Annotated in this window: 7 protein-coding genes and 1 pseudogene; all 8 read right to left on the bottom strand. The window is 52.9% G+C overall.

What is annotated here, in order from left to right:
* Positions 1 to 446 (bottom strand): annotated as a pseudogene (locus ACUVTA_RS07545) (LuxR family transcriptional regulator); the annotation flags it as partial.
* 1,087 nt (positions 447 to 1,533) lie between these two features.
* The gene (locus tag ACUVTA_RS07540; RefSeq protein ID WP_445952341.1) at positions 1,534 to 2,658 is read right to left on the bottom strand and encodes a TolB family protein; all 1,125 of its coding nucleotides are present in this window, start codon (positions 2,656 to 2,658) and stop codon (positions 1,534 to 1,536) included.
* Between the two features lie 75 nt (positions 2,659 to 2,733).
* Complete coding sequence (locus ACUVTA_RS07535; RefSeq protein WP_445952340.1) at positions 2,734 to 3,009, bottom strand: hypothetical protein; 276 nt, start codon at positions 3,007 to 3,009, stop codon at positions 2,734 to 2,736.
* A 150-nt stretch (positions 3,010 to 3,159) separates the two neighbouring features.
* The gene (locus tag ACUVTA_RS07530) at positions 3,160 to 3,543 is read right to left on the bottom strand and encodes a hypothetical protein (RefSeq protein WP_445952339.1); all 384 of its coding nucleotides are present in this window, start codon (positions 3,541 to 3,543) and stop codon (positions 3,160 to 3,162) included.
* Between the two features lie 274 nt (positions 3,544 to 3,817).
* Positions 3,818 to 4,762, bottom strand: a complete 945-nt coding sequence (locus ACUVTA_RS07525) for a LuxR C-terminal-related transcriptional regulator (protein ID WP_445952338.1) — start codon at positions 4,760 to 4,762, stop codon at positions 3,818 to 3,820.
* A gap of 18 nt (positions 4,763 to 4,780) precedes the next feature.
* On the bottom strand, positions 4,781 to 5,497 hold the full coding sequence (locus ACUVTA_RS07520; protein WP_445952337.1) for a hypothetical protein: 717 nt from the start codon (positions 5,495 to 5,497) through the stop codon (positions 4,781 to 4,783).
* Between the two features lie 924 nt (positions 5,498 to 6,421).
* Positions 6,422 to 6,784, bottom strand: a complete 363-nt coding sequence (locus tag ACUVTA_RS07515; RefSeq protein WP_445952336.1) for a hypothetical protein — start codon at positions 6,782 to 6,784, stop codon at positions 6,422 to 6,424.
* On the bottom strand, positions 6,777 to 7,439 hold the full coding sequence (locus tag ACUVTA_RS07510) for a hypothetical protein (protein WP_445952335.1): 663 nt from the start codon (positions 7,437 to 7,439) through the stop codon (positions 6,777 to 6,779). Before ACUVTA_RS07510 ends, ACUVTA_RS07515 begins: the two co-directional genes overlap by 8 nt.
* Between the last annotated feature and the right edge of the window lie 108 nt (positions 7,440 to 7,547).

The raw sequence follows: 7,547 nt of genomic DNA, 5'->3' as shown, positions 1-7,547 counted from the left end.
TTGCAGTAATGCTGCTCCCCCCGGATGGCTACGAGGCGGTTGTGCTCTCGGGCCATGGCAAGGGCGTTGGTGCCGCAGCTCGCTTTGGTGAAAACGGTGCCGGGCTTGACGCCGGCCTTTCCGGCTGCGGCTAAAACCTCGGGCGCGGCGAAGATTTTGAGGGCTACCAGGTCCGGATTGCAGAGGATGTAGATATATTCTCGCTGCGGACCGGCACGGCATACGGGGGCGATCACCTTTTCGGCAATGGCGATAAGCGAGGCGCTGGCTTTCAAGCGCCGCCCAAGCTCGGTTTCTGACAAGAACCGCCGGGGCTTAGTAAGGTCGGGCGGCACCTTCAGGGAGCGGCAACGGGCGTAAGACTGCGCCAACTCGCCTGGCGGGCAGAGATCGAGGGGGCAATCTCCTGCTCTCGCTCCCGGTTTGGGCGGGAAAAGCAAGGCCATCCCTCCACCTGTCCCTGGTAGAAGACCGGACAACGGGCAAGTTTTGGCGCGTCCCGGGGTTAGGTCCAGGGTTTAACGGCGCGCCGCTTCTCCCCGTGGATCTGAAAATCCCCTTTATTTACATGACGGTTGGAACCGGGCGTTTGGATTTTCCGGAGGGAGAATTTTCCCTTAATGTTGACTGGTGCATCAAAACGGCCGGCTCGTTAAAGCGAAAAAAATTTGCCTGCGTGAAATCCAACCGGGCCTCAGTTGCAGTCATGAATTATAAAAGGGGTTTATTTGCAGAGACTGGAAGGATCGACATGGAAGGACGTGTCCGGAGGGTATCGCCGGACCGCTTATGACAGCATCGACGTCACCCACTTTGTTTCGCCCGGTGGCAGCACCGGGCTTTCTATTTTGCCCGTTTCGCGTTTAGAATAGGTCCACCTAAGAGCGGCTGGACGGCAAAACCTGCAACGCATCTCCGGCGGCACTTTATTTCTGGGGAACGTGGCGCTCGGCTGAGCAATGTCTTCAAGCAGGTTTTAGTGCTCTAACCAGATAACTTCATAAGTCAACAAAGCCAGCGCAGCGAAGAAAACGGTAGCTGCTGTGACGCAAAGAAAACAGGGGTTTGCGTTCCACCGAAACTGGAAAATTTGAAGGTAGAGAGAAACACAGGCACAAACAGTACAAAGAACCAGAGCTATCTTCTTAGCGGAATTCACGTAGCTTGATAACATAACCAAAACGAACAGAAGAAACGAGGCAAAAGCTCCTGCCACAGCAACGCTCACGGAATCCACCGGTAAGGCCACTAACTCGGCACAGGTCGGTCAAGTCGGATAATGCTTTTCCCAAGCAGTGAATGCGAGTAAGGTCGTATTGAAAATAAGGAGTATCGCTACTTTTGCTCTTATACGGTTGAAGTTCTTTTACCTCCTGCCCTCTCAACAGTAATAGGGGACGCATTTTATCTGTCCCTTGTAGGACGGCGATGCTAATTTTGGCCTATTGTGTGTCGGCCTACTGCGGCTTAAATAGCGGGTCTGTATTCGTACCGGTCATTCAAAAGCCTCGCTACGGTCCTCAAATTCAAGTTTTAGTACAGATTAGAGAAGTTCCACATAACCACGTCCTTGCCGTCTACCCGTATTTTGTGGGGCCTTATCTTTCCGGAATCGATGTTGACGATATACCGCCGGGCGTCTTCAGAATGACCGCCGAAGGGCACGGATATGAAAGAGATTTCGTTGTCGGGCAAGATAAGGGCGTTGAGGTTGACATTATGCTCTTTTGTCATCGGTACGATGGTCTTCACCTTTCCGGTTGACAGGTCGAGGCAGTCAAGCTCGCCGTCTGCCCCGTTTGTGCCCCGGTACCGGTAGAACACCAGACGCTTCATGTCCGAACTCCAGACCACGCGGCCGATGGCGGATTCAACCTCCGGGTTAGAGTATACCCGTTGGGGTTCGCCGCCCCTGGCGCTCACGGTCCAGATGCTGGAGGCCAACCACAGCGTCTTCCCTAACGGGCAAGAATCCCGGAATAACGTCGCGCTGTAAGCGATCATACGCCCATCAGGCGAAATGGAAGGAGCGGAGAACTCCACCCAGAGCTTCCTCCCGTTTTCTTCCACCGGGATGCTTTTCGGTCCCCCATATTTCTTTATGAGTTGGTCCAATTCTTCTTGAGACATGTAGTCTACCCACTCGTCTTTGTCGTTCACGCCGCGCCCGTCCCACTCGCCCCCCTTGACCAGGCGTTTAAGCCTGCCGCTCTTGACATCAAGGACGCAGATTTCCTGGTTGGGATGGGGCTCCCTTTTACTGCGCACAAACAGCAAGCGGCGCCCGCCGGGGAACCACGAAAGGTAAATGATCTCTTGCTGGGGCACTTCGCTGAAGTATTTGCGTTTGGAGCGTTTGCCTCCTAGTTTCTCGACGGTTAGGTATCTAACCGTTCCCTCCCGGTTCCACTGCGTATATGCGGCATACTTACCGTCGGGGCTGACCGCCCCGTAATCTCCCCAATGGCCCGGTATCGCTTCCGGCAAAGACAGTATTTTCCTGGCCTCGTTGGTCACGGGATTAATAGCAACCAGAACCGCGCCCTTCTCTCCCGGGATGAGGCCGGTCACCCACCCGCTGAACTGGTCCTGGCGGGCCTGGCCGGCCAGCCACCAGCCCCCACCCGTCAGAACCAACATGATCAAGGCGGTCAGCAATATTACCGGCCTTCTCATATGGCGTGCGTAATCTCGTGCTTGTTCTTGCATGCATGTCCGCCTCCCGCCGACAGATTAAGGCCCCGGGTTCCAGTTTGTCAACGGCACCCAGGTACGGCTGTAGAAGACTCCATCTGTAGTGTTGCCGTGCAGGTACTTGAACGTGGCGGTATCCAAATCGCAGATCGTCTTGACGAACCTGGTGTTGGGGCACTGGTTGGGACCGAAGTCGGTGCGCTTTACAGTTTTAGCTCTGTTTGTGGTCAGATCCCGGATACTGAAATCTATATTCATAGCTACATCCACCACCCGGTGCTCCGGAAAGATACTGGCGCCGTTCCGGTAAGGCAAGGCTATCCTGCCACTGCTGTTGTACCAACTGGTGTCGCCGTAGGTTAGCAGATAATCCTTACCGTTGACGGTGTGCTTGGTTCCTAAAGTGTGACGGGCATAGGTCTTCGGCCTGGTCGGGCAGGGGTCATTTGGGTTCCAGTTACCGATTCAGATAGGGTTGTATTCGATATCATAGTAATTTCCGGTGGGGGTTACGGTAAATTTGTCGGGTTGTTGCCTCCGGATGGCCATGTCCTGTTTTGCCGCCTCGAGTTCTGCCTCCGGGTGCTGCGTGAGGAATTCCCGCTGCCTGTCTGATTCCTCTTTGGGAACCGATACTTCGCCGGGCAGATTGGAGAAGACCGTGCCCCCAATCGCGTCCCGCCAGATGGTTACACCATTGTATGTACCCACTTTTCCTGCCTTGTCCAGCATATCTGGGGTTACTTTTTCTACCGAGGGGTCATTGGAGAGCAATGGGCCTTGCTGAACCGCAAACGCGGCGGTGACGCACAGCGAACCGATAATCAGCGCGGACAGCAATACTTTCAAGTACGTTTTGGCTCTCATCATACTGCACCTCTTTCTCTGACATTTAACGTTAATGCAATGTCGCAGGATCCCACAAAAAGCCAAACAGTAACCTTTTGATCTAGCCAAGGTTTTTCCCTTCCCCTTCACCTCCCCAACTTCTGAGCCTGTCTTGTGTGAGAGAATCCCTTCTTAAACACCACACTAATTCTGATAAAGCAAGCAGTCAATTACCGGAAATCCGGTATTTTTCTACCGTAAATACGGTAGTCAGCAACGGGTAGACGCGGAGCATTTACTTCCCTTGGAGCATGCGGAGAAGTTGGCGAAGGCTGTGTACGCCGACTTTGCGGTAGATCCCCTTCTGGTGTGTCTCTACCGTCCGCGTACTTATGCCAAATTCTTTTGCTATCTCTTCGTTAGTCAGTCCCGACAGTAAAAGCTGCAGAACCTTCTGTTCACGGGAGGTGAGCTGCTGTTCCATTTTCGGCGGTAGGGTTAGCATTTGCCGGCGGTGGTGCAGTTCCAACATTGAAAACTCCCTCTCTATGGAAGTTACCATTACTTGCAAAAGCGCCGCGGCCAGGCCCAGTTCCTTTTCCGCGTGCATTGATATGTCAAGGAAGCCGACAGTCTTGCCAGCCGGGTCCTCTACCGGACTGGCGACGCACCACCAGTCCTTAAAGAGCCGGCAGTAGTGCTCCTCGCCGCGGATGGCCACCAAGTGGTCGTACTCCCTGGCTAAGCCCAGGGCGTTGGTGCCGCAGCTCGCTTTGGTGAAAACGGTGCCGGGCTTGACACCGGTTTCTTCGGCGGCGACTAACACCTCCGGCGCGGCGAAGATCTTGAGCGCCACAAGTTCCGGGTCGCAGAGGATGTAGATGTAACATCCTTGCAGGTCGGCGCAGCAAGCGGGGGTGATGACCCGGCCGGCTACGGCGACAAGCGGCGCATTGGCTTGCAAGCGGGAACTGAGGACGGTTTGGGGCAGGATATGCCGGGGCTTTGCGAGTTCCGGCGGCACCCCGCAAACGCAGCAGCGCTCGTAGGAAGCCTCCAATTCCGCCGGGGAACAGAGATAGGCACGGTAATCAGGCGGCCCCGGGTCTTGCGGGAAAGGAGCCAATAAAACCACCCCTTCTGGCGAACTAACCCCTTTTATCTCTTGGCTGGCCGGAGATTGCTGCAGAGATTGGTTGATTTCTGGGATGATATCCTGCTCTGTGGGAAACCGCGACATTTACTGGAAATGATTATATCAAAAAGTTACACAACAATTTTTAGAAATTTTCCCGGCAGACACCGAAAACGCTGGATACTCCTTGCGCCACGGGTCAATCAAGACAGTAAGAGCATCAAGACGTAAACCAAAGTATCTTCCCCAGATCGCCGGCGTAATATTGTTTCCGGGGAGATCAAGCCGCCGGGAGGTCTGGCGCTCAGCGCCGTAAAGATAGAGTTCGCCGCTCCCCTCCCGGTCCCACTTCCCTACGTGCCAGGCGATATAGCGGCCACAGATGCCAGGCGGGCCAGTGTAAACGTCCGGTCCGACCACCCGAAAAATTATTTCCTTCCTGCCGGTGGCAAAGTCACATTTTATGATTTGAGAAGCAAACGTGCCTCCTTCTTGCCGCGTGGTGTTGTAGGCCAGGGTGTCTCCGCTCAAGGAAAGCGAAGGGTAGTCGTCCCCGGTTGCCGCTTTGAAATATTCTCCTTTCTCAATCAGCGACTCCTGTTTTCCGGTGAGTTTCCGGAGGAGCAACCGCCAGTTCGTCTTGTTGCGGACCACTAATGCCAAGTAACCCCCCTCAGTCACCGCAGCAGAAACCCAGGATCCGAACGGCGGTTCGTAAACCTTTTGCGCCGATTTTCGGTGCGGGTCAATCAGATAAAGGCTCCGCAACATTCCCCCGTCCTCACGGTAAAGAAACCCCAGCACCTGCCCGTCGAGTGTTCCGGAGATAACCTCCGCCACCTGCGGGAAGAAGAGCTTCGTGGCAAAGGAGGGGGGATAGGAATCCTTTTCTTCTTCTACTTTGCACTCTAAGGTTATCTTTGCTGGTTCCGGTGGCTGCTCTCTCCCTGGCTTTTGCTTCCATCGGCATCCTTGAAAGAGAAAAAGACTCGTGATTACAACGTATAAAAAATAAAGAAAGGGGAAAAAAACAGAAAACAATAAGCTGCGCTTCGGCATTTTACCACCCTATTTTTCTTGTGGGTGCCAGATCTTTTGAACCTAGCCCCCACGGGAAAGCTTTACCTGCCCGGTTAACACACTATACCGCGACTGCGCACCACGTTGTACATCGGATCCCGACTGACAGAATGCCAGCCAAACGCCCCGCTTTAGGATAGTCTTTCTATTCCTCCTCTGTGCGGTGCTTCGTCACAAATAACGCGAAATCGGCTATATCTGATCCCGAAGAAGGTGACCGCATTCACCGTAGCTACGTAAGTTCTGTCGAAGGTGTAGCTTCTAACGCCTTCGCCTGGAATACTTAAATAGATAGACGAACGGCCGGGTGATTCTTGTAGCGAGGCTACTTCTAGCCGCAGGGCGATGAGTGACTCTAAGGAGCCTCCAATTAACTGGCGTACCTGAAATTTGGCATACTCGGCGGCTAGTTTTTCTTCTTCTGTAAGTCCCTGGGGGATTTGACGTACAAACAAAAAAGGGACGGCCAAAGCTACCGCTCCCCCAACCAGCAAGAAGATAAACATGCCAAGTAGAGCCCGGCTTCTTTTTGAAGAAGTGCACCATATTCTCATAAGCTGCTTTCTAATACCTCCAGTATTTACCGCCAGGCAAGTTAACCTGCCAAGCAGGTACGATAAATTCCCATTTATCACCGTAGCTGCACCAAACGCTGTAACACCAGGACGGATACCGGTGCCCGAGCTAGGCTACTAGTTTGCCGGTATCGGAAGAAGCATTCCCCGGAGTTGTAATGATGGCGCTGGAATACCATTGACCTGCCGCCACGTCCGCAGCCCTTGCCGTACCGATCGTATACGCTTTTTCGCCCTCCGGGTCACCCAAGCGTGTGTCAAGGTAAAGCCGCGGGAGATTCGTTGACCAATATTCAACCACTGGGAATTTACCAGGCCAAGAATCACGGGGGTTGAGGTATGCTTTTTCATCGTAATAGTTTGTAAAAAAGTCGTGCTCATATGTTGAGGTATCACTAAAACCGGATTTGTTATCCCATCTGAGCCACTGACAAATGGTACGCATATCATTACCGTACGGTCCACTAAACACAATAACCCTCTTCTGGTACCCATGTCTCCGGATCAGGCGTTGCTGCTGGCATGACTGAGCTTTCTAAAGGTTGGTCATTTTGTCGTTGATCATTTCTCACGGATGGAATGGTTCTAGTGGCCTCTGCATTCAACCTTTGAGATAACATATTTATCTCCTTCCCGCCACCAGCAACTAACAATCCTTTAACCTCTGTGTTTTTAACGTCATCCGACAGTACCCCAGCTGCAGCGATAAGCTCGTGTTGGACTTCCTGCAATGCAATCTGTCCTTCCTTAGTGCATAGCTGTTCCTGAAGCATTTGCTTACACGAGTGCTGTAAAAGCCTAATGATTTGCTGACGGTTCGTGGTCAACTTTTCGACCACGGTAGAGATATCGTCCGTTTCCTCACACTTTTGAAAATCAGTGAAAACTGGTAGCTTACCTACCTGGAACGTGCTATAGATACCCAAAACCTTCACTCTACAAGTTTTTGCTTCCGACAAAACCTGCGGAAGGGGCCTCTCTTCTCTCAGGATAACCTCCGCAACGTGTTCTTTCCCTAAATTCCCTTGCGTTGCTGCAAACCCCACCAACGCTGGCATGACCAGCAACACCACTGCCAGCACCGCTACCAAGACCGTCCGCCATCTCAAGCGTAATTTCTGGAACATAAAAGTCATCCTCCTTTACACTGGAAGTTTCAATGCCAAAGTCAGACTTTCTGGCGCGAAGCGACTTTTAAAACCTACTCGACATTCACCACCTCTCAGACTCAAACT

This window comes from Thermodesulfitimonas sp., assembly GCF_052743955.1.
Note: the sequence above shows the minus strand (reverse complement) of the source record. Positions and strands in the feature narration are given on the sequence as shown.